This is a genomic window from Candidatus Eremiobacterota bacterium (assembly GCA_031082125.1).
In the GTDB taxonomy this organism is placed as follows: domain Bacteria; phylum Vulcanimicrobiota; class CADAWZ01; order CADAWZ01; family Ess09-12; genus Ess09-12.
Genome location: JAVHLM010000007.1, coordinates 1 through 25417 on the forward strand (window position 1 = coordinate 1; position 25417 = coordinate 25417).

Consider the following 25417-nt stretch of genomic DNA (forward strand, 5'->3'; position numbering starts at 1 on the left):
ATCAGTGATCGGCTTGCCCTGGAATTGGCGATCGATTATCTCTGGAATACGCAGCCATGAGGTGATGACTTGTGCTAGGATTCAAATAATTCAGTATCTCACTGTCGTGGCTTCCTGCGATCCGGCTCTGCGCATTTAATATCCGCTGTTCCAGCTCCTGTCTCCCGGCCAGTTCCCTCTGGAAGCGGGGAGCACTCTCCAAAATCCGGCAATTTGATGGCACATGGCGGGTATGATATACTTATCGGGCAGCACATGCAATAGAAGGTGGTGAGGAATGTGATGATGGATGATTCTTTGATGAAGCAGCTCCGGGAGCACCTGGTGAAGCTCCTTCGTAGCTCCGAGGCCCATATCGGTTTCGATAAAACTTTGGCCGACCTTCCTCAGGAGCTTCGTGGAGCCAGACCCGATGGATTCGCCCATTCCATATGGCAGCTTTTGGAGCATTTGCGTATAGCCCAGTGGGATATCCTGGAATTCAGCAGGGATGCCGGCCATATTTCACCGAAATGGCCGGAAGGCTACTGGCCGGAGCGTGAGGCTCCCGGCGACGAGGCTGCCTGGAATGAGAGCCTCGCGAAATTCCGCGCTGATCTGCATACGATGGAGGAGCTTGTTGCAAGTCCCGAAAACGATTTGTTCATTCCCATCACTCATGGCAGCGGGCAGACCATCCTCCGTGAGGCGTTGCTCGTTGCAGACCACAATGCGTATCATCTGGGGCAGGTGATGCTTGTGCGCAAGATGCTCGAATCGGGAGCCTTCATCACATGACTGAATAAGCTGCCACTTCAAAAGCCTTAGCTCTGAAAGAGGGCACCAACCACCCTTCACTGCTTCCTGAGCTTTTCTCTCCACGCATCCTTTTCCCCATGAACAGGATTGCCTGAGAGGGCAGCGAATACCTAATTGCTACGCAGGGGGGTAATGAAATTGAATGTAAATCCGTCCATCCATCCAAAATATTTTCTTTATCTCGGAGTTTTCTGTCTTTTGCTCGTGCTTTCAGGCGATGTGATTGAGTATCTTGCATGGCGGGGAGAGAAAGAGGTCACCGCGGGGACCGTTCTCCAGGATACCGCGGCGGGAAGACCCTCTTTTTTTTCCCACCCTGTGAGAAATGCCTCACAGGAGCGCTATGCCACGCTCATCCACGAGGTCACCTACCGCTTCACCCCGCCAGGTGGAAAAGAATACCGCGGTACCTCGTTTTATCACAGACAATCCAGAGTAAATTCGTCATTTGAAGAGAAATCCTTGGCCGGGGACCAGGTGAATGTTGAATATATGAAGAATCGTCCCTCCGTGTCGCGCATCCAGACCATGAGCAGGCGGAAAAGGCAATACTTTTATGATTTACTGATCCCCTGCATCATCGTCATCGCGCTGAGCGCCCATGGAATATACTGCAGGAACAGGGAGATCCGCAGCGGAATCAGGCCTTTATCTGATGGTCCCGGGCCTGAAGAGGTCTGATCATACAGTGGATCAAGCCCCGATTGCCGCAAGGCGGATCAGATTGAAATTACCTGAGGATCAACGCTGATTGACTTTCCTGGCAGGAGTCTTTTCTCTTGAACCGAAAGCCGGCAAGACAGGCATTTTGACTCATTGAGCACCAGGCTGTCCCTGAGGGCAGAGCCCGGAGAAGCCTTATAAAATATTTTTCAGCGCCCCACCTTTCACGGAGACTCCTTCCGGCACTCTCATATCAAGGGAAAATCCCCCATCTGGCAGGCTTTTCACGGCATTTGACAGAAAAAACTGCAAAAAATCACTTTCAGGCTCCCTGGAGGCCATCCTGTGAAGGCCTCAAAACCCTATAACCACAAGCAAATATGCTGCAAGCCATTTTGACTTATTCCTGATATTTCTGTATAATAGAATCAAGAGATACAAATGTTTCCCATAAAGATAACCTTTGAAAGGAGGATCATTGTGAATACCACGGCAGGAGGTCACCTCGGCGAGGTCTCTCACCGGGAGGCTGAAACAGCCACTCAGGCTGTTCTTGCCGCCCAGGCTGCTAAGCCTTATCCCGGGGTTATCCGCGAGTATCCCGGCTACGAGGCCGTCATGGAGGGCGGGCAGGTCTTCAATGCTTGCCCCGGCGTCCCTCTTGTCACGTACGGCGCCGACGAGGTGCTCTCGCGGTCGAACTGCCGCCACATTTTCCGCGACCTTACCGCCGAGGTCCTGGACTGGAACCTCTGGTGCCTCTCCCAGGCCGGTGGCAAGCTCGATCTCCTCATAGGGGAGGCCCTTCTCTCCCTCAACGGGAGGCTCGAGAAGCTCGGCTATGTGCGTGTTGGCGATTTTGTGCGCGAGGAGCTGGGCATCTCGTCAAGGAGCGGCTATGAGATGATGCGGAACGCGAAGGAGCTTCAGAAGCTCCCCCTCATCAGGGAAGCCCTTGAGAGCGGGAGGCTCCGCAAAAGCTCGCTGCGGTATCTTTTCCAGGTCGTCACTCCTGAGACTGAGTCAGAGTGGCTCCGAAAAGCCATGCATTCCACCATAAGACAAATTGAAGAGGAGGTGAAGCGTTTTAAAGCCGGGGAGGCCGGCACAGATGCTTCGGGGGCACCTTCGGAGGGCTCCGGAGCTCAAGAGGCAGGAGGCTGCCAGGGCAGTCTCGAAGGCGGCCCCGGGGGGAGCGGCATCAGGGCATTCGTCGCCGGGGATGACAACGAAGAGGAAACAGGGAGCCTCGCGGTGAGCGTGCGGGTTCCTTTTTCCGTTGCCGCGAAGTGGGACCGGGCTCTCGAGGTCTTCCGCAGGATGGAGGAGGCGGAGCTCCCTTCGGAGAGCTTCGTGGAGGCTCTTCTTGCCGAATTTATCGCTTCGGCGCCGTCTGAGGGTCAGGGCTCCGGGGCACAGGGCTCCGGTGAGCAGGGGACGGAGGGTCCCGGATTCCCGGCGGAGGGTTCAGAGCCCGGGGTTCCCCCGATGGCTTCTGAGGCCGCGGGAGCTTCTCTCTGCAACGCGCAGGGGGCGGGCTCACGGGGCACGGGAAACCCCGGCTGCTCCTGTAAAGGGGTGGGGCCCACCGTTGCACAAGGCGCTACGGCGGCAGCAGGCCACGGGCTTCAGCGCCATCACGACGCAGGGGAAAAGGTGCTCCTCCTCGGCGCACTGGCAGGGGCCATCGGCGCTCTTGATGACGAGGCTTCTCTCTCCAGCGAGAAAGATCTTGCCCGGCAGGTCCACAAGGACCTCGAAGAGGTCTCTCATCTTTGGGCGTTTTTGCCCTGGAAGCCCGTCACGGTGGAGCTTCCCCCGGAGTTCCAGGCTACCGCAGGCTGCTGTTCCGCCGCCGATACCGCTGTCGGGGCTCCTGACGGGGGTCCCCTGGTGCATCCTCCCGCCGATCCCTTCGAGACCGTTGCACGGCTCAGGAAGATGGCGGCGCTCCGCCACTCCCTCTCCTTCTACCAAGGAAGGCTCCTGCGGACTCTCAACAATTTCGGGCTATACAAGGACATGCTCTTCCTGAGCCTGGGGCACTACACCAGGGAGCGCCTGGGAATGTCCCGCAGCGCCGCATATTCTCTTATTTCATTAGAAAGGAGTTATTTGGAATATCCCGATATGCTCGACCTTGTGCAGGAGGGTAAGCTCACCCCCGAGCAGGCGCGGCATCTTGCCAGGGTCTTCATTGAGGGGACCCGCGTCAAGGGTGCGTGGCTTTCATACGCCCAGCAGGTCCCTGTGGCCACCCTCATTCAGGCCGTCGAGGGATTTCTACGCTTTGCGAAGAGGGCTGTCCACAAAAAGTGGGATATCGCTCCCGAGGCCTTCGAGGTGGCCGTCACGGGAAGGTCCGTCAAGAGGGTTTTCCCCGCACTCTCTAATGCCACGGAAACCTTTGGGGATAAGGGTTTTGATGCCGCAGTCCAGATGTTCGCACAGCAAAAAACCATGCAAGGAGGTTCTTGGTCTGCATCCGGGGAGACTCCCGCGGTCATCTGGAAGGTCACCTGTGGCGGTACCCACCCTGAGCTCCCCGAGATCCTCTCCATTCTCTCGGGAGAGACTCCTAAAGAAGGAACCTTCGGGTCAAACCCCCAGGACCGGAGCGCCCTTATCCGCTTCTTCCTGAAACGGGACCTCATCCCCCTCTGGAACCATGCCGTGAGGCTCTGGGAAGCATCGCGGGGCGCTCACGCATCCCAGGGAGACCTCGGCCCCGAGGCTTCAGATGCGGCTCTCCTTCCCCTCTTCATCGAGGCCCTCCTTGACACCTTCCTCTCAGCCTGGGACCAGCCCGAGAAAAAAGACCTCCACAGCCGCGTGCTCGCCCGGGATAACCACCAGTGCCAGTTCCCCGGCTGCCGGTGCCGGCGCAACCTCCACGCGCATCATATCAAATACCGCTCCCATGGAGGCCCCGATACCGAGGGCAATCTCATCACCCTCTGCATGGCCCACCACCTCAGGTGTGTCCACGAAGGCCACCTCGTCATCAGGGGCACGGCGCCTCACAGTCTCACCTTCATCTTCCCCCGCGGCAGACAGGTATTTGCCACCTGAGGCCAGGAGAGATTCTCCTTTTCCGCAGGTATTTGGGATTTGTGTCAGAACGGCTTTCAGAGCCGAGACAAATGCCCGCCGGCCGGGCGGAGAGCCCCAGGCCTCACGACTGATGCCGGCTGCCTGAAACAGGATCGATTGTAATACTCAAAAATTTTGACTTACTTTCTTATATATGATATAATAAAGAAAAAAGTAAGAAGGAAGTTCCAGATGCATACGTCAAAAGTGACTTCAAAAGGGCAGATCGTGATTCCTTCGAGGCTCAGGAAGAAATACGGGATAAGGGAAGGGACCAAGATCTGCTTTATCGACGATGACTCCAGGATTGTCATAGAACCCATCAGCGAGCGGTTTTACCGGGAGCAGCGGGGCTCCCTGAGAGGATCGGGCATTCTCGAGGCCCTGCTCGAGGAGCGGAAAAGGGACAGGGAAAAGGAATGAGCGGCACCAGGGTGCTTGACAGCTACGCGCTGCTCTCTTTTTTCCAGGGAGAGCGGGGCTCCGCGCAGGTGGAAGCCCTGCTGAACCAGGCGGAGCAATCGGGAGACAACCTGCTCATGTCGGCGGTGAACTGGGGCGAAGTCTATTATTCCATCATGCGGAAGCTTGGAGCTGCCGTTGCAGATGAAAAGGCCGCGCAGATCGACCTGATGGCACTCGATATCATCGACGCTGACAAGGTGCTGACCCGGACCGCGGCGCAGATGAAGGCCTCTCATTCCCTTGCCTACGGGGACTGCTTTGCCGCCGCCCTCGCAAAGCAGAGAAAAGGCGAGCTGGTCACCGGCGACCGGGAGTTCGAGGTCCTGGCCGATGAAATAAGGATACTCTGGATATAGTCGGGAGCGGGCCTCAAGAACCCCGCGGCGCAGCGCATCTCAGTCGCCGCCCTCCTCCAGGGCTCTCGTGATGGCCTTTTCAAGCTTCTCCTTGTCGGGCTTCTTTTTTCCCAGGGAGGTGAGGCGGGGGATGATCTCGTCGGTCAGTTTCTTCGCCATCCGGGAGAATGTCGCCGCCGATACCTTCTCTCCCTTTTCAAACCATTTCTCGGCGGTGAAGCCTATGGCGGCAGTTGTGGCCGATGCTATGGCGGCGGCGAGAATCCATCCCGGGATTCCCCCGAGCTTGCTGAGCTGCTCGAAAAGGGTCCTGGCCGCTATCCCCGCCCCAAAGGTGGCGATAAGCTCCTTGGCCCGCGCAAAAGTGATTTTATAGCCGTAAATCGAGGCGACGTTGAGCACCATGGCGCACTGGAGGGCGGTGAGGGGGATGAGGTCAACAAAGGGAATGGGGGTGAGCCCGATGACCCCTGCCGAGCTTGAGGCGCCCAGTATCCAGCGCTGGGCGAGCATGTGCCGGTACTGGGGCATGACCCTGCCCATGCTATGAAGGACCCTGCTGTCGGCTTTCACGATTGCCGAGACAAGGGATCCCATGTTTTCACCTTTTGCGGCGCTCACCGCGCAGATCTGCTCTTCCTGGAGGCCCAGAGCCTTTGCGGTATCGGCAATAATCTCCTTCAGGTCCTTTTTCACCAGGTCAATCTTGTTGAGGGCCACGACATGGGGCTTCCGGGCGGCGAGTATTTCCTTATAAAGCTCTCTGCCCGAAGCGGTGACTCCGTGTGATGCATCGAAGAGCGCTATTATGAAATCAGCCTGGGCGGCGGCATCCAGTGCCTTCATCTTTTCCTCGTCACCGACATTGGTGCCATGATCGGCTCCAGGGGTGTCCACCACCTGCCAGAAACCCGCCTCCGCCTGGCGGATCTCCCTGGTGGTCCCCGGGACGGGGCTCACCTTGCCCTTGTCCTCTTTTTTCTCCATGAACTGGTTGAAAAGGGTGGTCTTTCCGGCGTTGACGGGGCCGACAATGGCAATCCTGCTCCTGGGAAACAGGAGAGGGGTGTATTGATCCTCCATCAGCCTGAGAAGATCCCTGATGAGGCCCACCTTTCCCTGGACCAGGGGCTTCAGCATCTCCACCACACGGGCTGTTTCAGCCTTCTGCTCATCGCTCAGCAGGTTCCACCACCTGTCGAGCTCCTGCCTCACCGCCGGGGGGAACTCCTTGAACAACTCCTGCGCCTTGTCCATCTCTCCACCTCATCTGCAGATGATATCGTCATTTGGGAAGCGGCCCTGCCATCAGAAATCCGGCAGGTCTCTCCATGGATGAGCCTCCCTTGAGATATATCCCTGTGAAATCTTCGAGAGTGTCCTCCTGATACCTGCCGGGGAACCTGCACCGTTCTTCCCTGCCGCGGAGATATTCTGCCGCTTCGTGAAGAGAGAGATCGGTTTCCATGGGCTCCCTTGACAGGGATACTAAAGTATCCTATAATAAAGGTGGATCTCTGGCAAGGGAGGGAGTCTTCTGTTCGAGAAAATTGACGAGCCCGTCGAGGCCATGGTGCTTTTTTCGGCGCGGGGGTTCAGGCCCCGGTCGTTCCTCTGGCGCCGCAGGAGCTATCCTGTCGAGGGGGTGAACCTCGCCCACCGTGTGAGGGAGGGCGCCGACTGGTGCTATTACTTCGCCGTCACTTCCGGGGGCGGCTCCTACAGGCTCTCTTTCAGCACAAGGAATATGGCATGGAGGCTCCTTGAGTCTTATATTGACGGCTAGGGGAGGGGGCTTCCCGGAGCCACGCCCGGGAAGGCAGGCTGCGGCGTCAGGGCCGGGTCGCCACGGCTCAGGCACGGGTCGCCACGCCTCAGAGAAGCGACGCCACGATGACCTTCTCATCCTCGGTGCGGGTGCGCTTGAGGGCCCTCGAGGCTGACTCCATCAGCTCGTTTGCCGAAGAGGAGCACTCGGGGTATGATGAGAGCCCTATGCAGACCGATATGAGAACGCTGCCGGCCATGATCTGCTTTTTGTCGATGATGGCCTTGAGGCGCTCGGCCAGGATAAAGGCTTTCTCCCTTGGCGTTTCAGGCACAATCATGCCGATGGACTCGTCGGAGAGCCTCGTGGGAGTGTCAATTCCCTCGCGGAGGTTTGATTTCACCATGATGGAGAGCTGCTGCATCACCTCTTCGGCATGCTCCTCGTCAAGGGGGGGGGAGGGCCTCAGCACAAGGAGCGAGCAGGGAGACTTGTAGCGGTTCGCCCTCTTGATCTCCTCCTTGATGCGGAGGGAGAAGTAGGAGAAATTGAAGAGCCCCGTGGCATCATCCTTGATATTGAGGTGGTCGAACCTGTTCTCCAGCAGGAACTCGGTCCTGTAAGGCTTTCTCTGCTTCGCGGTGTCAAGCTCGCTGGCCTTTGAAATCCTGTTCTTCCCGGTCCTCTTTGCAAGATAGAGCGCCTGGTCCGACGTCTTGATAAGCTCGGAATCGCTGCGGGCATGGTCGGGGTACGTCGAGATGCCGATGCTCACCGTGATCCTGACAGGCTTGTCAAAGCCCTCAAAGCTGTGCTCTTCAACGGCAGCCCTTATCCTCTCGCCGACAGTGCACCCCAGGTCCATGTTCGTGGCAGGGAGGATGATGTTGAATTCCTCGCCGCCGGACCTGATTCCCACGTCAATGCCTTCCCTGATGCTGTTTCTCACGATTGCCCCGATCTCCTTGAGGACCTGGTCTCCCTGGGCATGGCCGTAAGTATCGTTGAGCTTCTTGAAGTCATCGAGGTCAAAGGTCAGCAGCGAGCAGGGCTGCTGGTAGCGATCTGCCCTCCTGAGCTCCAGGGTGAGGGTCTGGTAAAAGTACCTCTTGTTGTAAAGGCCGGTGAGCTCGTCGATGATGGACGTCTCGAAGAGGTAGAGGGTCTGGAGGGACTGGGCTGCAATGGTGGTGAGGGGGAGCAGCAGGTCATTCTGGGTGAACTGGAGGGCCTCGTCCTTTTTCTCGTTGCCGAGCACCACAAAACCGACACAGGAGTTTTTCTCCTTTAAAGTGACAATATAGCCCATGTCACGCTGCTTGAGACGCTCCATAAGGCTTGGAAAGGCCTCTTCAAAGAGCTTTGAGCGCTCTATGTCCCTGAGAGCCATGATTGGCTTCGATTCCTGGATAATCCAGTTGGTCACCTCATTCCCCGTGACAATCTGGAAGTTCCCGAACTCCTTGTCCTTCATCCTGTCGGCACTGAGGGCCGAGAGAGAGTTGTTCTGCCTGTTGTAGAGAAGCAGGAAGCCCTGCTTGAGCGACATGATTTTAGAGAAAAACTCCGGCAGGAAGAGGCCAAGCTCCTTGATATCGTATATCTGCTCTATTCTCTCGTTGAACTTGGAGATGATGGAGAGGATATAGTGCCGCCGGTGTGTTGAGTAGATATAGAAGCATAGAAGGCTTATGAGGAGAAGGATGAGGCCCACCACGAGAGAGGACTGGAGAACTCTCCGCCTCTTTTCCTCGCGGATCATCTCAATCTGGAATGAAACATCCCTCACATCCTTGCTGTTGGGAGCAAGCTTGTTGGCTTGCTTTACCTCATTGGAGGCCTCCTCGAGCTTTCCCATCTCAATATAGACACCGGCCTTTCCCAGGAAGCCCTGGACGGCGTACTGCTTGTCCTGCGAGAGCCTCTCGTAAGCGCCAAGGGCATTCTCATATTTTTTCTGCTTCAGGGATATCTCTCCAAGGCGGGCGAAGTTGAGGGCGAAATTGGGCTCAATCTTCATAAGGGCCTTGATCTGCTCCTCGGCATCCTTGTAGTACCCCATCGAGGAGAGGACCCTGTAAAGCTGGAACCGGTAATACCCCGAGTTGGGAAGGATATCGACGAGCTTCTTGTAATAGGTGATGGCGAGCTTCCCGTTGCCCTCGTCCTTGTAGGACTCGGCGAGCATCCTGAGGGCTGCCACGAACTTGGGATTGATGTCAATGGCCTCAACGAGGTGCTGTTTCATCCTGTCCATCTTGCCGTCAAGGAAATATTCGTTGGCGATGAAGAAATGGGCGGCCTCATTCTTGGGATTCAGCGAGAGTGCATGTTCAAGGCTCTTCACTGCCTCCCCGGGATTTCTCATGTTGAGATGGCAGTAACCGATGAAGGAATAAGCCTCGGAGAGGAGGAGAGGATCGCGGTGCTCCGCACTCTGCAAATGTTCCTTTATGCATATCTCAAGCTCTGCTATGGCTTTCTTGAACTGGAAATCGCTGAGGTAGTAGTAGCCGTTTGTGAGATGCTCATCCTTGTTGATAGAAGTCTTTAAATATTGAATATTATATATGCCCAGCGAGGGTGATGAGCGCGTGGCCATGAGGGTGTATATCTCGGCTCCGCGGGCTGCGGTGAGTGATGCCGCAAGGAAAATAACAAGGAAAAGAAGGGAGCCTCCAAGGGCGAAAAACCTGAAATTCCTCATTATTGTCATTGCCCCGCGTTCCGAAATATCAAGAAGAGTTCTACAGGAAGGGAAAAAAATCCTCGCTTCAGGGCTGCCCGGGCTCTTCCCGGGAAGGCATCTCTGCATGGCCTGGCTGTTCCTCCGGCGGCTTTTCCGCCTGCATTTTCAGCCTGTGGCTCCTGAGCGCAAGAAGCGCAATGAAGGCCCCGAGGGGGAGGGACGCGGTGAGCATGAGGCCGAAAATGGTGACGTTCCAGGCTACCCCGAAGAGGAACTGCACGGTGAGGTATGAGATAAAAACCTTCCCGGTAAACCAGTTAAAGGAGACGGTGGGAATGCCGGCAAGGGAGAAAATGCTCCAGAAGTATTTCCTTTTCATCGATGAGCCGATGCAGCTTTTTATCACGTAGAGTATGAAGATGACCTCCGCCGCCATGATGAGGAGGAATACGAAGTGAACCATGCTCTTTCCCTCGAGGGAAAACTTGTTCATGGCAATAAGCGAGGTGGCAGTGGGAGTGAAGGTCCAGCTCATCACCTGGTAGGAAGTGCCGTTTTTGAGAAGGTGCAGCTGGACAAGGGCGTATTTCCCTGAGTAGAACAGGCTGTACAGCATGGTGAGGAGCTTTGTGTCGCCGCCTTTCGTGGAATGCATGGTGAACCACCGGTGGCTGAAATAGTCAATCTTTAAATCCTGAAAGGGCCCGAACCGCGACTGCAGAAGTGTCACTGTCTCGTGGTGCTTTTCCCGGGAGACGGTCTCTCTTGCATTTGAAGCATAGAACTGGTATGATTCGCCGCTTTTCCCCTCCAGGAGCGCGGTGATGAAAGCCTGGGAGCACTCATCGGCCTTCTGATCCTTTTTGAGAGCGCCGCATCCCTGGATGAGGAGGGCCGTAAAGGCAATTATAACGAGGTATTTCCACGCGGTCGCGCCTTTTGGGACTTTTTTCATAGTCATCTCCTTTCACTGAGAGGTACTTATAAAAATAAATACCTATTCCTGTTTTCTGCAAAAAGGCGTTCATAGCCGTCATTATGGGGAAAATCCTTAATTGTAACCATGTAAGCTAATAATATTTAAGAATTCTTTTACAAAAGTAACATTTTTTTAACTTTACTCTCTTTACCATGGGTCTTTACTACGTGATAATGCTCATGAGAAGAGAGGACTGTGTCGGTAAATTTCATTTAAATAAGGAGGGCTCACAATGGATAAGATGTCAGCAATCGGCGGGTTCCCACAGAACGATATCATTGCCCAGGTGCTCAGGATGGCGCAGCAGGGCGGTATGCAGCAGGGAGCCAATATAAGTCCAAGTTTCTTCGGCCAGGATGGCCTCCAGCTCTCGGAAGGCGCCTTTGACAGGGGCGGCCCCATGAGAATGCCGGCCTTCGGCGCCCAGCAGGGTTCCCAGCCGATGGGCTACAACAACGGCATGGGCATGGTCCCCGGCTTCGGCTCGTTCGGGCAGACGGGGCAGATGGGGCAGATGGGGCAGATGGGCGGCGGCCAGCAGATGCAGCAGATGATGCAGCTGATGATGCAGATGATGATGATGATGATGCAGATGATGCAGCGCAACGGCATGATGCCTCCGAACCAGCAGGGCCAGCAGGGCCAGCAGCCCAACCAGATCCCCGGCCAGCAGGGCCAGCAGCAGAACGGTGAGGGCACCGTGGAGCTCCAGAAGGGCCAAACCTTCAAAACTCCCGGCGGGTGCGAGGTAAGCTGGAAAGGCGACACGGTGAAAGTCCATGAGCCGGGAGGCGGGCAGAAGGATCTCGCCGACGGCTTCGCGATGGCAGCGGCAGGCTCTGACGGCAAGGGCGCCTGGGCCAAGGCGGCAGCCTGGGGGAATGCCTCGGCGGCGGCGGCGGCAGCGGCAGGCGGCGGCGCGGCGGCATCGGCCTCTGCGGTGTCCGGGGCATCCAAGACAGCCCAGAGCCCGAGGGACTGGAAGGTATACGGCGATCCCCATATCCAGAACCCTGATGGCTCCAAGGATGAGTTCAAGACCAAGAATGCCTGCTTCACACTCCAGGACGGGTCAAAGGTCCTGATGTGCGCCGACAAGCCCGATGGCAACGTGAACAAGGTCCGCATCACCCTCCCCGGCGGGCAGATGAACCTCCAGGGCGTTGACCAGAAGCAGACCACGGTCTATGGCAATGACGGCGACAAGATGACCAACAGGGGCACGCTTGACACCTATATGCAGCAGTTCCAGAATGCCCAGCTGAACTACAGCCCCATGGGCAACCAGATGTTCTAGAAGAATAACCAGGGATGCAGCAAGGCCGGGAGTACCTCCCGGCCTTCTTTGTTTGCCGGGAGAGGCCAGCTTTTTCCCTGAAAAAGGATGAGGCCTTGCAGGGGAGAAAAAGGAATTGAGAGGGAGCGATGAAGAACTATTTACTGACAATGGTCCGTCAGATATTTGACGCTGATGAAGAGGAGAGAGCCTATGTGGTGTTTGAAATGCGGCGATAAGGAACCAGGTGGCGGAGAAAAATGCAAGACCTGTGAATATCCGATAGGGACTCCGGAAAACAGGCTTTATCTCTTGCAGCTGATGCGCATGACCGGTGATCTCCTCTGCGGGAACATCGACAAGGAAGCCTATGACAGGATACTCACCAATACGTCGCTGATGCTTGACGAGATGCACAGGGGAATACTCGCCATAGAGAGAAAGCTGAACTTTGACAAGCTCCCAGAAGGGGGGCAGTATGTCATGAGCCGGCCCCTTAACTCTTTCAAGGAAGGCATCGAGATCTTTTCCAATGCCATGGACGAGCTCAGGATGTACCTTGTCGATCCCGAGGAGGATCATCTGCGCAAGGGCCTCAAGCTCGTGGAAAAAGCCAACAATACCATGTATTACTGCTTTGAAGTCTCCCAATACGCCCTCAAGGAAATCAAGAGGTTTGTGCCTGAATCGGAGCAGCCTACCGAAGATCTGGTGAGGGAGGAGCTCGCAAAGACCCTCGGCGAATCCCAGGGGAAAAAATAATCAGTCCTTCTTTCCCGCCCCGAAAAGGTTCAGTACCGCCACGAAGAGGGCGGCGCCCGCTATGGCCCACAGCACGGGGAAATCCTGCCCATAGAGACGAAAAGACAAGAGCATTGGAAGATGGAAATGTATCGCCACGAGCTGCCCTATGAAGCTCCCGATGAATCCAAGCGCAATAGAAGCGAAGCACCCCTTTTTCGACGAGCCGGCGAGCTGGGCCCCTATGGAGCCTGCGATTGATGCAATTATAAGGAGTGCAAGCAGGCTGATTATTGACATAATCTCACCTCCTTTTCTCATGTACCGGTCCCTGCCCAAGGAGCCTTGTTTTCTCAATTCGATACTTCCGCCTTCTCTCCTACCTGGTGCGCTGGCAGTTTTCCCCGAAGAGGGGAAATGGCACCTGTGGAGAAATGCTCAGGCATTCACTGCGGCAGGCAGGTTCCATGGCCAGAGAAAAAAAACACCATATCTTTCTTTTGCCGCTTCTTATCCTCATTGCAGCGCTGACTTTCTGCTGCAGCTCAGAACGGCAATCCCTGCCGGAGGCCCCCGGCCCGAAGACGCCCGTGCCTTCCCGAAGCGTGCCCTCTCCCCAGGCCTCTTCCCGCTCTGACAGCGGACTGAGGGTCGAAGCCCTTGCGATGAAGATTGGCAAGGCCCTTGAGAAGGCTTCCAGGGAATTTCCCGGCATTCTCGGCGTCTCGTGGCGGGACCTTTCCTCAGGAGTCCACAGGGAGATAAGGGACACGGAGCTGTTCCCGGCGGCAAGCGTGATAAAAGTTCCGATCCTTGTGGAGTGCTATCACCGTGCCGACGAAGGCCTTATGGATCTTGACGGGGAGTGCACCATAAGGGAGGAAGATATCGTGGGAGGCTCGGGGGTGGTAGGCGACAGGGGAGCTGGCGAAAAATACACCTACCGGGAACTGGCCCGCCTCATGATAGTGAAAAGCGACAACACCGCCTCCGATGTGCTCCTTGCGAAATGCGGGATGGAGGGGGTGAATCGCAGAATGAAAGGCATGGGGCTCGAGAACACTGTGGTGAAAAGGAAAATATTTGAGTTTGAGGCTATGGACAGGGGGCTTGACAATATGACGACGCCCCGGGACATGACAAAGCTCCTCACCGTGCTTTATAAAGGGACTGACGGCCCCTCGAAGGAGATTATGGCAGTCCTGCGGGGCCAGGAGCGGAGGGATCTCATCCCGGCCGGCCTTCCTCCGGGGATTCCCATAGCCCACAAAACCGGCGAGCTCGCCGGAACCCTGCTGGACGCAGGCATTGTCTATTACCCCGGGAGGCCCTATGCCCTTTCCCTCATGGGCAGGGAAATCCATGACTCAGAGCAGGCGAAAAGAAGCTTTGCCGAATTGTCTGGCGCCATATACCGCGCGGTAAAAAAGGAATTCCCCCAGGAGGAGAAACAAGGTGACGGCAGGAAGATTGAGCATGGCATGCAGAGTATGGAAAAGAGGTGAGCTGGTGTCTTGAAGACTTATGACGAAATCAACGAGAAGATAAAGAAAGGGAAAGCCGTAGTCCTCACCGCGGAAGAGATTATCCCCCTGGTGGAAAAGAAGGGGGCTCAGGAGGTCTCCAGGGAAGTGGACGTGGTGACGACAGGCACCTTCGGCGCCATGTGCTCTTCCGGGGCCTTCATCAATTTCGGCCATTCCGACCCTCCCATCAAGATGCACAAGGTGTGGCTCAATGATGTGCCCGTATTCGGGGGCCTTGCGGCCGTAGATGCCTATATAGGGGCCACGGAGCCTTCGGACTCGCAGGGGATTGCTTACGGCGGGGGGCATGTGATTGAAGAGCTGGTGGCGGGAAAGCCGGTGCACCTTCTTGCCACGGCAAGGCCCACTGACTGCTATCCCCGCAGAAGGATTGACACCTATATTGATCTCGGCGCGGTAAACCAGGCATACCTCTACAACCCCAGGAATGCTTACCAGAACTATGTCGCGGCCACCAACTCATCTTCAAGGACCATCTATACCTATATGGGAAAGCTCCTGCCCTCCATGGGGAATGCGACATACTCCACTTCCGGCCAGCTCTCGCCCCTTATCAATGACCCGCGGTGCCGCGCCATCGGCGTGGGAACAAGAATCTTTCTGGGAGGAGGCGTGGGGTACGTGGTGTGGGAAGGAACGCAGCACAACACGGGAAGGGAAAAAAATGAAAAAGGAATTCCCATAGGGCCGGGCGCCACCATAGCCGTGGCAGGCGACCTGAGGGGAATGAATGCACGGTACCTCAGGGGCGCCACCTTTCACAATTACGGCGCCACCCTTTACGTGGGAATAGGCACGGCCGTCCCGCTGCTCGACGAGGAGATGGTTTCCTCGGTGGCGATAAGGGATGAGGATATCCTTGTGCCTGTCTTTGATTACAGCGTGGAGAAAAGAAGCCGCCCTGAGCTGGCAAGGTTCACCTTCAGCGAGCTGCGAAGCGGCTCCGTCACCATAAGGGGCAAGGTGATTAAAACTGCGCCGCTCTCAAGCTACAGGATGGCCAGGGAGATTGCCGGGACACTGAAATCGTGGATAAAGAAGGGCGATTTTCTCCTTACCACACCAGTGAGGCCTCTTGAAGAGTCTTTGACTGCGAAGCCTCTTGAGATAAGGGGGAGGGAAGCATGATGACCCGCACACAGCGTTTTATCCTCACCTTTCCGCAGGGCCTCATAGAAGAGCCCATCACCTACGTGCTTGTCAAGGAATATGACCTCAAGTTCAACATCCTGAATGCAAGGATCACGCCCACCGAGGAAGGAAAACTGGTCCTGGAGCTTAAAGGCGATGCAGAGAACCTCGAGAAGGCAATCGCCTTTGTGAAGCAGAAAGGAGTGCAGATTGAAGCCATATCCAAGGAGATCACCAGGGATGACGAGCGCTGCATCCACTGCGGCGCCTGCACTGCAGTGTGCCCCTCTTCTGCGCTCTCCCTCGACAGGGAGGACTACGAGGTAAAGCTCAATAAGGACAGGTGCATCATGTGCACCCTCTGTGTCGATGCCTGCCCGGTGAACGTGCTGAAGATATCGATCTGATGGAAGGGCGCTACAGGGAGAGGCATTACAGGAGGACCGTTTCACCGGGTCCTCTGGTTCCCTTCACGGTGACGTACAGGGAGTCGGATCTTTTCGTCCTGAGCAGGCCGGGACTCCCGCGGGAAGCCCTGGAAGCCCTCAAGGAAGCCTGGGGCATCATAGAGAAGTATGGGCTGAGCCATCCCCCCTTCCTTACGTCACTGGAGCCTCTCGCCACAGATTGGCAGGCCCACCCCCTCGTGACGGAGATGATGGAAGGGGCCAGGGCTGCCGGCGTAGGACCGATGGCGGCCGTGGCCGGCGCCGTGGCCGAATACGTGGGGAAGGCGCTCCTTTGCCTTTCAACTGAAGTGATCGTAGAAAACGGCGGCGATATCTTCATTTCCTCCACAAGGGCCAGGGCCGTGAGAATCTTCACCGACAACACCTGTTTCGGGGACAAGGTGGTGATTGAGGTTGACAGTTTTCCCGCGGGACTCTGCACCTCGTCGGGGGTGATAGGGCCCTCGCTCAGCTTCGGCAGGGCCGATGCCGCCTCGGTGCTCTCCCCTTCAGCAGCCCTGGCGGATGCAGCAGCCACGGCACTGGGAAACCTGGTGAAGACAGAGGATGACGTGGAGGAGGCCATTGAAAAGGCTAAGACCATCGAAGGCGTGAAAGGAATAGTGGTTATCATCGGCAGGAAGATTGGCCTCTGGGGAGACCTGCGCCTGGCGAAGTGAAGGGGCTGGCTTTTCAGCCCCTGGTGTAGATGTGGGAGCCGGGTGATTTCTGGCGGAGCTTCGCCCTCTTGATGATGAGCTCCGTGAGGGCTTCATGGTTTCTCAGCGAAAGCGATACCCCTCCCGGTGGCATCGGCGAGGTATCATAGGAGAATTTCCCGTTGCGCGTGCGGACCTCGACTTCAGCCACAAGAGGAGTGCCATGGGGCGATGCCTTTTTCACGGAAAAGACAAGTGATTCAACGTCATCCCAGGCTGCCTGGAGCTTCCCCCCAGGCGAGAAGAAGGTGATGCCGCTTTCGCGCGTCATAATCCTCACGCCGGAGCGCTTTTTCAGCTCACCGTAGAGGACAGGCGGCAGGGACGCCACAAAGGGCAGCATCCCGAAAAGGAGAAGGTCAATGGCCCAGACGGGGTTGATGACCGTGAGGCCCACGTCAATGGCGGCGAGGACAGCCGATGCCAGGGCATAGGGCTGCCACGCCGGGTCTCCCGCGCCATAGTCAAATACCAGCTCATTCACGACCGCCTCGTTCTTCCTGGCCAGGGCGTCTCTCATCTCCCTTGCGCTCTGGAACCGCAGGGCCGGATCGGTCATCACCGCCTTGGCGACTATGGCCTCAATGGCCGGCGAAAAGCAACTGTTCAGCTGGGTGAGGGGAGGGAAGGCAAAGGGGTTACTCCCCGGGTCGCGCCTCGAGAGGAGAAAATGCATGGTGGCTCCCAGGCTGAATATATCGGAGCGGGCGTCAGTCTGGCTTTTCCCGTACTGCTCGGGAGGCGAGTAGCCGGGCGTGCCCATGATGATGGTATCCTGGGTTTTCCCCGATGAGTAAATCCTCGCGATGCCGAAATCCAGGAGCTTCACCGTGCCGTTCTCCCTCACGATGATGTTGGAAGGCTTGAGATCGCGATACACAATCCCTTTCTCATGGATGTAAACGAGGCACTCGCAGACCTGGAGCGCCCAGCTCACTACTTCCTCCTCCGGGAAGGACTCCCTTTCATCGACAAGAGAGAGGAGGTTTTTGCCTTCCACGTACTCCTCCACGAGGAACTCCCGCTCGCCCTGGACAAAATAATCAAAGACCTTGGGCAGGTTGGGATGGGAGAGCTGCGAGAGTATCTCGGCCTCCTTCTTGAACTGGGCCTGGATGATGTTCTGCTCTTCCTTGTCCTGGGTCACCACCATGAGCTCCTTGATAGCCCAGCGGCTTCCCAGGCGCTGGTCCTCCGCATGATAGATGGTGCTCATGCCGCCGGAATCTATGATGCCGGTGATGCGGTAACGCTCGTTCAATACTGTTCCAGTGGTCAGCGGTTCTTTCATTGCAGCATTACTCTGATTTTTTCATAGGCTCGATCCACCGCACGATTTTGAACCCCCCCGGCGCAGGCTTCACCTCGGCCCTGCCGTAGGAGCACCCGTCAGTCATGTCATAGGCACCCACCAGCAGGGCGCTCCCGCTTTTCCCCTGGGAAAAGTTCATGATCCACCGTGTTTTGTATTCCTTGGTGCTGCTCCATTTATAGAGGCCTGATTTCGGTGCCGATTCGATGAGGGCCCTGGACTGCAGGAAGTCAAAGCCCTTCCCGTTCCAGCGGAAGCTCCGGTAATAGCATGGCCTTACGTCCGAGATGGGCTCGGGCACGAGCATCTCGACCTTGCCGTCGCCGTCGATGTCCGCAAGCAGCTCGGGGAGGCTCACACCCCAGTCAAGTGAGCGCATGACAAGAGGGGTTGAGTCCTTGACGTCTTTCCCCTTCGGACCTTCCCAGAGCACCTTGCCTTTCTCGTCCATGACAATGAGCTGCCCGAGCCATCCCTCGTCAATTACTTTCGTCACTTTCACGGCGATCTTTTCACGGACGCCGTCACCGTTGAGATCACATTGCATGGTCTTGTAAATCTGCCCCGCTTTGGGCGGCGTGTAGTCGTCCTGCGGGAGAGCTGATCCCCCCGTAATGAGCATAACCGCCGCAATTGCCAGCAGGAACAATGTCAAGCTTCTTTTATCCCGCATGATTCTGCTTCTCCTTTCATTCACTTACTTACCTCATGGTACTGCAATCGCACCTGTAAAGTGCCAGCAACGGGAGGTCCCAGTTCTCATGGCGAAAAGCGCTCGCCGCATTCGCCGCAGAAGTCGTCATCACCTTTTCTTGGTGTCCCGCATGAGGGGCAGAAAAGGGAGGGGCCCTCGTCAGAGATAGAGACAAGGCCTTCACCGGGTATGCTTATCGATGTTTCCCGCGGGCCCCACGTGTCTTCTTCAATGGTGATTGCCTGCCCCCGGGGGATACCGTATACCCGCCCGAGGAGCTCCACCACTTCTGAGGCAACCTCTCTCAGGGATGCCTCGCCGGCGATGTGCCACTGGCGGAAAGGGGAGCTGCCGGGCTCGCTCTCCTGCTCCCAGCCCTTTGAGAGAAGCTCCTCCATGCGGGACTCAGGGATCCTGTGCTCCTCTTTCAGGTGGGCATTTCCCACCGCCTCGCCGCAAAGAATATCTCCGGGAGCCGTGGAGAACTGCACGTAGTAATTCCTGGGCACATCGGCATTGATGATGACAAAGCTGCTTTCCTTGTCCCTGCTGGCCCAGAGGCGGGCAAGGGAGCCGAAGACTATCTCTTGCTGAGAACTCATAATAGTATCTTCTCCTTTTCCGGGGAATTTCCCCTTTATTTTGCCGACACATGGACAAGGCGCAGGGTGGCTGCCAGCGCCAATACTTCAACGAGGGCATAGAAGCCGTAGCAGGCAGGCGCTATCCCGCTCGCGAAGAGCTTTATAATAAGACAGAGCGATGCAAACTGTGCCAGGGCAAGCATCAGAGCGGTAAGCATGACGATACGGGCAGTGAAGCTCCCGGGTTTTTTCACGAAAAGGGCTATTATAAAGCATGGGGCGGTGAGCATTACCCTGATCGGCACGGAATGTGCCATGAGGGAGTTCCCCGAGGACCAGATGAAAAACACCTCAAGAAGGGAAAAAAACAGCACGGACCAGGCACTGAGTGCTATCGCCCTTTCTTTTTCCCGAGAGGTTTCTGGACCCTCCATGGTGCTCCTTTTATCGCGTGGAAGTCCCGCCTCTGAGGTCCAGAATGGCCTTGCGGACAAGGGAGACCGCCGCAGGATGGTGCATCACAAGGAGATCGGAGCCGGCCTGAAGGAATGCCAGGGCAGTCATTGCCTCCCAGAGGGCACCGCGGCGGTTTCTCTCTCCCCACTGGGGATTGTCGGCTTTGGCCTCTTTTGCATGCCAGGCCTCGTAGCCCACAAAGTTCACAAAGGGGCACCCCAGGACTCTGTCTCCCCCGAGGGCCGCTATTCTGGCCCGCTCCATGATTGAATAGGTGTATTCAAGGCCGTATCCGAGGCCGCCTGTCGTGGGATCCATCACGACCCTGTCGAGGGGGAGCCCCTCGTCACCGAGCAGTATATTTGTCTGCTTCGCGATATTGATGTCTATCGGGGACTCCGCTATGAGGCAGTGCCCGTTGGCAAGGGCGGTGCGCACGGCCTCCCTGTAATTCTCCTGCACTGCGGCGCCCAGAAGCACGCGCTCCCCCTTTGCCTCCTCGCTCACGGCAGGAATGATGAGGTTGTCCTTTTCCGCCACGCCGGGGCCCCTTATCACCAGGGGGACTTTTACCGCCCCGAGAACTCTGCGGACTGTCTCACGTGCCTCGCCGGGGCCGCTGTCTTCCTCGTCGGGCTTCGTGGAGATGAGGTTCAGGCATATCATCTCCGCTCCGAAGGAGGCCACGCATTTTTCCGCCCACCGCGCCGCGTCGTCCCAGACATCGGAAAAAACCTCCGCCAGGGCCCCGGGGGCATCATGGGGCGGCCTGTCAAAAATCTCCATGGCGATGACAGGCATATGGGGCATTTCGCCCTCAAAGAGATAGAAAGGAAGGGTAGTCTCTCCTCCGATCCTCACGGCGGCCACGCGCGTACCTCCTTCGGCAGCCGTGGCGCCGATGGTTACTTCCAGAACTTTCCCGGTCCATTGCTCCTTGTAAGTCTCCACTCGAGTTCGCTCCTTTTCCGGAAGGCGGTAACCGCCTTCCGGAGGATAGAGGGACTGTCAGGGAAGGCCCAGGGCGCTCCTGAGCTTCTCCAGGTATGCGGCCTCCCTGTCGCTTATCTTGTTTCCCGTGCCCATGAAGCCCTCGCCCGAGGCGTTCACTATTTCAAAGGCGATATTGTAAAGCATTTTCTTGAAGGCCACCATTTCGGGCTTTGAAGCTTTTTTCTGGAGGATTTCGAAGACCTTCACGATATCCTCCATGAGAGTCTGCGTGAGGGAATAATTCTGCTTTTTCGCCTCTTCGGCCCGCGCCCTCAGATCCGCATGCTCGCGGTGATGGTTCAGATCGTCAAAGATAAAGGAGATGAGCTCGTTGTCCTTGTAAGTTTCCATGGCATCGGCGAAGATTGTGGGAAAGGCTGAAAGCTCCCTTGAGTCCGCTATGAAGCCCCTGTCGGCGGCAGAGGCCATGAAAGCCACTTTCATCGGGGCGTGGGAGATAAGCTCCCATTCTTCTTTCGTGAAAGTATCTCTTCTATCCATTTCATCTCTCCTTATGAGTGGGGTGCGGGCAATCGGGCCCGGTGCCCTTATGGGTAATTCGTTCCAGCCTTTAAAGTTCCTTTGTGGCGATCCTCTTCAGACTCTCCAAGACTCCAGGGAAAAGGCTTTCATCGGTGTGGGGGAGAAAAAGTGATGCCGTGTAGCCGTTCATGAAATCGGGATCCAGGGAAAGCTCTATTGTGGTCATTCGACGAGCCACCTCTTCCGCCTCGCGCCTTGCAGTGCCGCTGACAAGCATGGCGATGGCCCCGCCCAGGGAGCTGTTTCCCAGGAAAACAAACCGCTCACGGGGGATATCGGGAAGAAGCCCTATGGTAACGGCATTTTCTATGTTCAGGAAGCTCCCGAAGCCCCCGCCGATGTAAAAAAGCTCCACATCGGCAAAGGAGAGGCCCATTTTCCCCAGAAGAACGCTGGCGCCTGAATAGAGGGCTCCCTTGGATCTTATGAGGTTCTCAAGGTCAGCCTCGCTTATTGAAAGGGAGCGGGCGGCGCCCTGGCGGCGGGAAATGAGGGGATATGCCTTCCCGCCGTCACCGGTGCACGACGCGACCAGGCTGTCGTCTTTCCTGAATCTCCCGGCGCGATCAATGATTCCATGGCGGAAGAGCCCGGCAGCGATATCTATAAGGCCCGAGCCGCAGATTCCCATGGGCTGCCCGCCTCCGTAAACTGAAAAACTGAACCGCTGTGAAGATCTCCGGAATTCCGCCTTCTCAATGGCGCCTGTGGCAGCTCTCATCCCGCAGGATATCCCTCCCCCTTCAAAGGCAGGCCCTGCCGAGCAGGAGGCCGAAAGGAGCCACTCGCTGTTCCCCAGGGCCACCTCGCCGTTGGTCCCAAGGTCCATGAGAAGGCAGACGGCGCTGTCCCTGTGCATTGCCGAGGCAATGATACCGGCGGTGATATCGCCGCCCACATAGCTGCTCACGCCGGGGACGGCTGCCAGGATCGCGTGGCGGTGTACGGAGATTCCCAGCTCGCCGGCTTTCAGGGTGGGAAAGGAAGTGGCGGCGGGGACATAAGGCTCCCTGCGCAGGTAGGCCGGATCGGCGCCGTAAAGAAGGTGAAGCATAGTGGTATTCCCGGAGACCATCACGCTGTATATGGATTCCTCCTCCGCTCCGCAGGCGGCGCAGAGGGATGCTATGAGCCTGTTGACGCCCTCCCTGATGACTGCCTGCAGTTCCTCAAGGCCCCCGGGTCTCGAGGCGTGGATGATTCTGGATATGACATCGGCACCGTAAGTAAGCTGGGGATTGAGTATGGTGGCGATGCGGCTTATCTGGCCTGTCTCCATATCGACAAGGGCTGATGACACTGTGGTTGTCCCGAGGTCCACCGCGAGCCCCCAGTGCCCGGCAGGCCCTTCAGGAGGGAGAAGGGCAATAAGCTCCCGCGAGGTCTGCGGGCCTGTGAGCACTGCCCTGGTCTTCCAATGCCATTTCCTGAGGCTTTCAGGCAGGTCCCTGAGGAATCCGGGAGCAGGGGAGAATGAGGAAGCCCCGTGGCACTTTCTCAAGGCTGCGCCGAGTCTCTCGAGGTCTGCTGAATTGTCTCTCTCCGAGGGGGGCTGAAGTGCAAGGGCACTTATGGAGGAGAGGGGCTCATCGACCCTGTGGGCAAGAATTCCGGGAGGCGCTGCCGGGATATCAACGGAAAGGCTGCCGGGTGGCAGCTCCACTGTAAGATCTGAAAGGACTTCCGCGCGGCATGCGCGGACATAAGGCCGTGCCATGCTGTCGCAGCCGTCGCAGTAAGGCTCGTTAAGCTTAATCTGGCCCTCGCAGACAGTGACAATGCATTTCCCGCAGGTTCCCTGGCCGCCGCAGAGGCTCTCCACAGGGATGGATGCAAGGCGGGCCGCGGCGAGAAGGCTCTCGCCCCGGGGGACATTCACGGTCTTGCCTGAAGGGAGAAATACCACCTTGCATTCTTTGCTCATGTTACTGCCACGAAGGCCCCCGCTGTTTCAGGTATGAAGGGATTCCCGAGGCTTCCCGCGGCCCCCCCAGGGCGTTCCACCCCGAGGCTTCATTGACTGCGCCCGAGAGTATCGCCACATGTCCCGGGAGAACGATGGTACGGTGCTTCACTTTTTCCCCTATGCCGTATTTCTCTATGGCTCCGCCAATAATGGGCCCGTTGAACTTGTCGGCGGCCCAGGCGGTGAGCACTGAAGTCCCGTCGGTATCAACGACCAGGAGGTATGAAGGTATCTTGCTTGCCTCTATCTCTCCTGAGACGACGAAATAAGTGAGAGAGAAGTTGGTGGTGACAAGCACGGGCGAACGATCTGACACGCTCCCGATCTGATAGATGCCTGGAGCTACCTGGATTGGCTTCTGGGGATCGGTGTAGATGTTCTGCCGCAGGGTGAGGAGGGGGAGAAGGGGAGCGGGATCCCATGAAGGCAGAATTATGACCGAAGCATACCTTGTAAGGCTTGCCGCCGACTGCAGGTAACCGTAGTCGCCGTCCCCGTCCCTGAATGAGGCAATGGTGGGATAGCCCAGGGACCTGAGGCTCTTTTTCAAAGCGAGCCTTCTCACGTGGACCTGGCCTGCCAGTTCTTCCGAGAGGGACAGGGAGGGAAGGGAGAGCACCAGGTCCCTGATGCCCCTGCCCTTGAGGCTCTCGGTGACGGCCGCCATTTCATCAAGCGCTGCGGCCCGCGCCACAAGAGGGCAGTGATGCTTCTCCGCAAGAGCTGCCGCCGCGGGAATCAGCTCAGGCACGAGGCAGTCGATGAGGGGGCGGCTTCCCCCTATGCGGTCAAGAGCTGATTCCATCGCGCCCATGTCGCTGCACATGAGGATGAGGGGGAGAGGAAGAGCCTCTCGTATTGCCAGGGCTGTCTCAGTGAAAGCCTCGATGCCTGCTGATCCATGGCGGAGCGCCACGAGGTTGACCTTCATCAGCGATCCGGCCCTTTCAAACTGGAGCATCCCGATGTGATCAAGGGCATGCCTGAGGTCGCTGATTTCCATGGTGTCTTCCAGCATGACCGCAAAGGCTGTGGGGTTGTAGAAGGTCTCCTCGTGGCGGAAGAGGACTGTCTCATTGCCCACGGTGACGGAATGTTCCCCCGTGCCAATCACCACGGGGCGGATAGGAGGCGATGACGCCTCTTCCAGGGTGTTCTCCGCGTCAGGTGAGAGGTGGGGGCAGAGCGAGGGATCGGCCTTGCCTGAAGCGACAGCCATGCCAAAGGCCAGGCACTTGGGAAACCCGCAGTCGCCGCAATTGGTTCTAGGCAGGAGCTTGAATACCTGCATGCCCGTCAGTGCCATTCCTCGGTTCCTCCTGGTCTTTACTTTGCGCAGCTCCGGTATGCCTCGAGAAAGGAGTCGCAGTAGATGTCCCGGTTCAGCAGAATCCTGGCGGTAACGGCAGTGTTGACAAGATCCCTGTCCAGGACATCGCAGATTACCGCGTCAAGTCCCGCTCCCATCGCCATCGCAAGATACGTGCGGTTGATGAGCTCCCTGTTGCTGCATTTCTGGGAGACATTGGAGAGGCCTATGATCACATGGGGAGGCGGCTCATCGAGGGAGCGGATGGTTTTTATCGACTCGAGGACCTTCCAGGGTGTGTCCTGCGTGACGTTTACAGGCAGTATGAGGGGATCAAGATAGACATCGCCGGGGGGAAGGCCATGCTCCTGCACGGCCGTGGCAAATATCGTCGCGGCAAGCTCCACGCGACCGTCAACGTCGGCAGGAACTCCCTTGGCGTCCATGCAGAGGCCGATAACTGAAGCGCCGTATTTTTTTGCCAGGGCAAGGAGGACCTCCATTTTCCCGGGATCGGCCGTTGTGGAGTTAATCATTGGCTTTGCCCTGCAGAGGCGGAGGCCTGCCTCAAGGACCTCGGGCTTCGGGCTGTCAATGGCGAGGGGGAACTCGCCGGCCTCCTGGATGGTCATCACCAGCCATTCCATGGCCTCGCGGGCATCGGCGGCCGCGGGACCCACATTCACGTCAAGGCAGGCTGCTCCATGCTCCATCTGCTCATGCGCCAGTTCCTGTATCGCCTTCTTGTCCCTCTCCTGGATTGCTTTCCGCACTCCCTTGAACATACCGTTTATTCTCTCCCCTATAAAGAGCATGGCGTACCTCCCCTGGCAGATGTTATTTTCTCATTTTCTTGCTCACCCCTTCCAATCCCTTCGTAAAAAAG

At 57.1% G+C, this 25417-nt stretch carries 26 protein-coding genes; 12 read left to right on the plus strand and 14 right to left on the minus strand.

Annotated features, from left to right (window positions below):
- Nucleotides 1-282 precede the first annotated feature (282 nt).
- The 5 genes from RDV48_09490 to RDV48_09510 all read left to right on the plus strand — a co-directional run bounded on the left by RDV48_09490 (nucleotide 283) and on the right by RDV48_09510 (nucleotide 5375).
- A complete protein-coding gene (locus tag RDV48_09490; GenBank protein ID MDQ7823013.1) occupies nucleotides 283-777 on the plus strand; it encodes a DinB family protein in 495 nt (164 codons plus the stop codon).
- A gap of 153 nt (nucleotides 778-930) precedes the next feature.
- Nucleotides 931-1479 (plus strand): hypothetical protein, encoded by a 549-nt coding sequence (locus tag RDV48_09495; protein MDQ7823014.1) that lies wholly within the window; start codon nucleotides 931-933, stop codon nucleotides 1477-1479.
- Between the two features lie 462 nt (nucleotides 1480-1941).
- Nucleotides 1942-4533: an HNH endonuclease gene (locus RDV48_09500; protein ID MDQ7823015.1), complete on the plus strand. Its 2592-nt coding sequence runs from the start codon at nucleotides 1942-1944 to the stop codon at nucleotides 4531-4533.
- Nucleotides 4534-4746: 213 nt separating this feature from the next.
- Complete coding sequence (locus RDV48_09505) at nucleotides 4747-4977, plus strand: AbrB/MazE/SpoVT family DNA-binding domain-containing protein (protein MDQ7823016.1); 231 nt, start codon at nucleotides 4747-4749, stop codon at nucleotides 4975-4977.
- Nucleotides 4974-5375: a type II toxin-antitoxin system VapC family toxin gene (locus RDV48_09510; GenBank protein ID MDQ7823017.1), complete on the plus strand. Its 402-nt coding sequence runs from the start codon at nucleotides 4974-4976 to the stop codon at nucleotides 5373-5375. Before RDV48_09505 ends, RDV48_09510 begins: the two co-directional genes overlap by 4 nt.
- 39 nt (nucleotides 5376-5414) lie before the next feature.
- On the opposite strand, the gene RDV48_09515 is transcribed toward RDV48_09510, so the two are convergent.
- A complete protein-coding gene (locus RDV48_09515) occupies nucleotides 5415-6632 on the minus strand; it encodes a GTP-binding protein (protein ID MDQ7823018.1) in 1218 nt (405 codons plus the stop codon).
- 28 nt (nucleotides 6633-6660) lie between these two features.
- Entirely contained in the window at nucleotides 6661-6843 is a 183-nt protein-coding gene (locus RDV48_09520; protein ID MDQ7823019.1) for a hypothetical protein, read from the minus strand.
- A 102-nt stretch (nucleotides 6844-6945) separates the two neighbouring features.
- Here RDV48_09520 and RDV48_09525 point away from each other — a divergent pair, with 102 nt between their 5' ends.
- Nucleotides 6946-7161: a hypothetical protein gene (locus RDV48_09525; protein ID MDQ7823020.1), complete on the plus strand. Its 216-nt coding sequence runs from the start codon at nucleotides 6946-6948 to the stop codon at nucleotides 7159-7161.
- Nucleotides 7162-7249: 88 nt separating this feature from the next.
- Here the strand turns inward: RDV48_09525 and RDV48_09530 are convergent, their stop codons facing one another.
- Nucleotides 7250-9859 carry a diguanylate cyclase gene (locus RDV48_09530; GenBank protein MDQ7823021.1) on the minus strand — a complete coding sequence of 870 codons (2610 nt, stop codon included), beginning with the start codon at nucleotides 9857-9859 and terminating at the stop codon, nucleotides 7250-7252.
- Between the two features lie 58 nt (nucleotides 9860-9917).
- Nucleotides 9918-10787, minus strand: a complete 870-nt coding sequence (locus RDV48_09535; GenBank protein ID MDQ7823022.1) for a hypothetical protein — start codon at nucleotides 10785-10787, stop codon at nucleotides 9918-9920.
- A 256-nt stretch (nucleotides 10788-11043) separates the two neighbouring features.
- On the opposite strand from RDV48_09535, the gene RDV48_09540 reads away from it, so the two are divergent.
- Together RDV48_09540 and RDV48_09545 are read left to right on the plus strand one after the other, a co-directional pair.
- Nucleotides 11044-12108, plus strand: a complete 1065-nt coding sequence (locus RDV48_09540) for a hypothetical protein (protein MDQ7823023.1) — start codon at nucleotides 11044-11046, stop codon at nucleotides 12106-12108.
- 192 nt (nucleotides 12109-12300) lie between these two features.
- Nucleotides 12301-12849: a hypothetical protein gene (locus tag RDV48_09545; protein ID MDQ7823024.1), complete on the plus strand. Its 549-nt coding sequence runs from the start codon at nucleotides 12301-12303 to the stop codon at nucleotides 12847-12849.
- Here the strand turns inward: RDV48_09545 and RDV48_09550 are convergent, their stop codons facing one another.
- Complete coding sequence (locus tag RDV48_09550; protein ID MDQ7823025.1) at nucleotides 12850-13128, minus strand: hypothetical protein; 279 nt, start codon at nucleotides 13126-13128, stop codon at nucleotides 12850-12852. It lies immediately after the preceding gene.
- Between the two features lie 167 nt (nucleotides 13129-13295).
- Here RDV48_09550 and RDV48_09555 point away from each other — a divergent pair, with 167 nt between their 5' ends.
- From RDV48_09555 to RDV48_09570, 4 genes are read left to right on the plus strand one after another with little or no spacing between them, the layout of a single operon-like run.
- A complete protein-coding gene (locus RDV48_09555; GenBank protein MDQ7823026.1) occupies nucleotides 13296-14333 on the plus strand; it encodes a serine hydrolase in 1038 nt (345 codons plus the stop codon).
- Between the two features lie 9 nt (nucleotides 14334-14342).
- Nucleotides 14343-15503, plus strand: a complete 1161-nt coding sequence (locus RDV48_09560) for a homocysteine biosynthesis protein (GenBank protein MDQ7823027.1) — start codon at nucleotides 14343-14345, stop codon at nucleotides 15501-15503.
- On the plus strand, nucleotides 15500-15913 hold the full coding sequence (locus tag RDV48_09565) for a 4Fe-4S dicluster domain-containing protein (protein ID MDQ7823028.1): 414 nt from the start codon (nucleotides 15500-15502) through the stop codon (nucleotides 15911-15913). The genes RDV48_09560 and RDV48_09565 overlap by 4 nt, the downstream gene beginning before the upstream one ends.
- Entirely contained in the window at nucleotides 15859-16635 is a 777-nt protein-coding gene (locus tag RDV48_09570) for a UPF0280 family protein (protein ID MDQ7823029.1), read from the plus strand. Before RDV48_09565 ends, RDV48_09570 begins: the two co-directional genes overlap by 55 nt.
- 13 nt (nucleotides 16636-16648) lie before the next feature.
- On the opposite strand, the gene RDV48_09575 is transcribed toward RDV48_09570, so the two are convergent.
- The 9 genes from RDV48_09575 to RDV48_09615 all read right to left on the minus strand — a co-directional run bounded on the left by RDV48_09575 (nucleotide 16649) and on the right by RDV48_09615 (nucleotide 25346).
- Entirely contained in the window at nucleotides 16649-17965 is a 1317-nt protein-coding gene (locus RDV48_09575; protein ID MDQ7823030.1) for a serine/threonine-protein kinase, read from the minus strand.
- A gap of 7 nt (nucleotides 17966-17972) precedes the next feature.
- A complete protein-coding gene (locus RDV48_09580; GenBank protein MDQ7823031.1) occupies nucleotides 17973-18659 on the minus strand; it encodes a VCBS repeat-containing protein in 687 nt (228 codons plus the stop codon).
- 86 nt (nucleotides 18660-18745) lie between these two features.
- Complete coding sequence (locus tag RDV48_09585) at nucleotides 18746-19282, minus strand: zinc ribbon domain-containing protein (protein ID MDQ7823032.1); 537 nt, start codon at nucleotides 19280-19282, stop codon at nucleotides 18746-18748.
- Between the two features lie 35 nt (nucleotides 19283-19317).
- Nucleotides 19318-19698, minus strand: coding sequence for a hypothetical protein (locus RDV48_09590; protein MDQ7823033.1), 381 nt, complete (start codon nucleotides 19696-19698; stop codon nucleotides 19318-19320).
- 10 nt (nucleotides 19699-19708) lie between these two features.
- The gene (gene cdhD / locus RDV48_09595; GenBank protein MDQ7823034.1) at nucleotides 19709-20671 is read right to left on the minus strand and encodes a CO dehydrogenase/acetyl-CoA synthase subunit delta; all 963 of its coding nucleotides are present in this window, start codon (nucleotides 20669-20671) and stop codon (nucleotides 19709-19711) included.
- A 57-nt stretch (nucleotides 20672-20728) separates the two neighbouring features.
- On the minus strand, nucleotides 20729-21214 hold the full coding sequence (locus tag RDV48_09600) for a hypothetical protein (GenBank protein ID MDQ7823035.1): 486 nt from the start codon (nucleotides 21212-21214) through the stop codon (nucleotides 20729-20731).
- Between the two features lie 70 nt (nucleotides 21215-21284).
- Nucleotides 21285-23180 carry an ASKHA domain-containing protein gene (locus RDV48_09605; protein MDQ7823036.1) on the minus strand — a complete coding sequence of 632 codons (1896 nt, stop codon included), beginning with the start codon at nucleotides 23178-23180 and terminating at the stop codon, nucleotides 21285-21287.
- 1 nt (nucleotide 23181) lies between these two features.
- On the minus strand, nucleotides 23182-24528 hold the full coding sequence (acsC, locus tag RDV48_09610) for an acetyl-CoA decarbonylase/synthase complex subunit gamma (protein MDQ7823037.1): 1347 nt from the start codon (nucleotides 24526-24528) through the stop codon (nucleotides 23182-23184).
- Between the two features lie 20 nt (nucleotides 24529-24548).
- Nucleotides 24549-25346 (minus strand): dihydropteroate synthase, encoded by a 798-nt coding sequence (locus RDV48_09615; GenBank protein ID MDQ7823038.1) that lies wholly within the window; start codon nucleotides 25344-25346, stop codon nucleotides 24549-24551.
- Nucleotides 25347-25417 lie beyond the last annotated feature (71 nt).